The sequence below is a fragment of the Pedobacter sp. 01T416_2 genome (genome assembly GCF_056398925.1).
This window is the reverse complement of record NZ_JBFTQI010000921.1, coordinates 1-2,137: the sequence shown is the minus strand read 5'-3', so window position 1 is coordinate 2,137 and position 2,137 is coordinate 1. Positions and strand designations below refer to the sequence as shown.

Annotated in this window: 3 protein-coding genes; all 3 read left to right on the top strand. The window is 37.4% G+C overall.

The features are described 5' to 3' along the window. Positions 1-372 (top strand): helix-turn-helix domain-containing protein (locus AC1DPQ_RS25850; protein ID WP_477611321.1); only part of this gene is annotated, 372 nt, incomplete at its 5' end. Positions 373-439: 67 nt separating this feature from the next. Further along, positions 440-1,351: an alpha/beta hydrolase gene (locus AC1DPQ_RS25845; protein WP_477611320.1), complete on the top strand. Its 912-nt coding sequence runs from the start codon at positions 440-442 to the stop codon at positions 1,349-1,351. 214 nt (positions 1,352-1,565) lie between these two features. Beyond that, entirely contained in the window at positions 1,566-1,946 is a 381-nt protein-coding gene (locus tag AC1DPQ_RS25840; protein WP_477584990.1) for a transmembrane 220 family protein, read from the top strand. The last annotated feature ends 191 nt before the right edge of the window (positions 1,947-2,137 follow it).

Below are 2,137 nucleotides of genomic sequence, written 5' to 3'. Positions count from 1 at the left end.
ACGGAAAAAATTGCAGGCGTTTCGGCCATAAAGCCGAGTTCAAAAATTGAAATTTACAAGCGTTTGTGTATCGCGAAGGATTTTCTGCATTCAACTTTTATGGAGAAGCCCGATTTAAAATTACTGGCTAGTATTGCTTGTTTATCAGTTCCTCAGCTCATCAGGCAGTTTAAATCTGTATTTAAGGTTACGCCACATCAATACCTGATTCAGATAAAACTTAAACAGGCTGTTGATTTGCTTAAAAATACAGATAAACCCATTCATGAAATAACCTGGGCTTGTGGATTCGAAAACGTGAGTGCTTTTTGCAGGGCCTTTAAATCAGCTTATGGTTTTCAACCCTTGATGTTCAGAAAAACACAGGCATAAATAGCGCATTTCTGCACATGTTTATTGTTAAAGCGGGCTTAATTTTAAGCAATTAAACCCAATTCCCTTGAAACGAGCCTTTATTTTTTTCTTTTTAATTTTATCTTCCTCATTTTGTTGTGCCCAGGATCTTACTATCCCACTTTATCAAGGGCAGGTACCAAATGCAAAGAGAACCCCTGCCGATTACATTGAAGAAACCGACAGTAATAGCCTGATTAAAAATGTAAGCATCCCTACCATGCAGGCCTATTTTCCGGATAAAAATAAAGCCAATGGAACGGCTGTAATCATTTTTCCCGGTGGCGGTTATTTTGTTCTTGCCCCTAAAAAATGCATTGAAATTGCTAAGGCATTCAGTGCGCTGGGGGTTGCTGCCTTTGTTGTGAAGTATCGTTTACCCAGCGATAGAATTATGAACGACAAAACGATTGGTCCATTGCAGGATGCACAAACCGCTATTAAAACGGTACGCAGAAGAGCAGGCGAATGGAATATAAATCCAAATAAGATAGGAATGATGGGGCTATCGGCAGGTGGGCATTTAGTCTCAACAGCAGGTACACAGTTAAACAGGGTGGTGATAGAGAATAAAGAGAATATATCACTCAGACCCGATTTTATGATTTTACTTTATCCCGTTATTCTTTATGATCCGGATATACCCCGCACCAGAGAAAATTTAATCGGAAAAAAACCTACAGCAGAAGCGTTAAGTTTATATAGCACCAATAAGTCTGTTAGTGAGATTACGCCACCAACTTTTTTGGTTCATGCGGCTGATGATGATGTAATCCCGGTGAAAAATAGTCTGCAGTTTTTCGATGCACTACTCAAAGCCAAGGTCAAGGCTGAAATGCATATTCTACAAACAGGTGGGCATGGTTTTGGTATTTATGATGTTGAAAATAAAGACAACTGGTTTGTAGGTTGCTACGAATGGATGAGAAAAAACGGTTTTGGATCTGCTGGCAGATAAAAACCCGGTTTGAAAATTTGTTAGCTCTCATCACTCAAAATCAGCTGATTTTTGGATTTTATGGCAACACCACTTTTAATCAAAAAAAACTTTTATAGCAGTATATAATTTACAATTTTTAGGCAAAAAAAGCAATCAGTTTAAATAACTTTGTTTTTCAATGAAAAAAACATCGGGAAATCGATTTAGCTTGTTTTAAACCAAATAATTTAAAATGCTTTTAATTATTCTTAACATTATTTTTTGCATCTCGTTTTTAGGCTTTGCCTATGTAAATTTAAATGATAACGATGCCTTTCTTTGGGTTTCTATCTATTTAAGTGCCGCAATATGCTGCGGATTGGCTGCGTCCGGTAAATTTTATCCTTTCGCTTATCTGTTTTTAACTGCTTTCTACTTAATTTATGCTGCTATCCTATTCTTCGCAAAAGATGGTGTAAGAGATTGGATTATGAAATATAAGCGGCCAAGTTTGGTTGAAAGCATGCAGGCAACTAAACCCTATATCGAACAAACGAGAGAATTTTTTGGCCTGTTGATTATTGCGGGAGCTTTGTTGATCAATTATTTTGTTTCGGCGGGTATTGCCAGCTAATAGATTTAGATACTTTATGAAAGGTGATGATACGATGGCTATCCAAAAAGCTTTATCAGCTATTGTAAAAAGCAATGTAGGTGCAGATGGCCAAAATTGGCTGGAAAGTATAACACAATCGGCTGATCAAAGCAATAAAATCAGTCAGGCATTTGTGATGGTGCCGCGAAAAACCGGGAAATCGCTTATTC

What these genes read in the sequence shown, in the direction of transcription:
- AC1DPQ_RS25840 (WP_477584990.1), top strand. Translation starts at nt 1,566, where the DNA reads ATGCTTTTAATTATTCTTAACATTATTTTTTGCATCTCGTTTTTAGGC.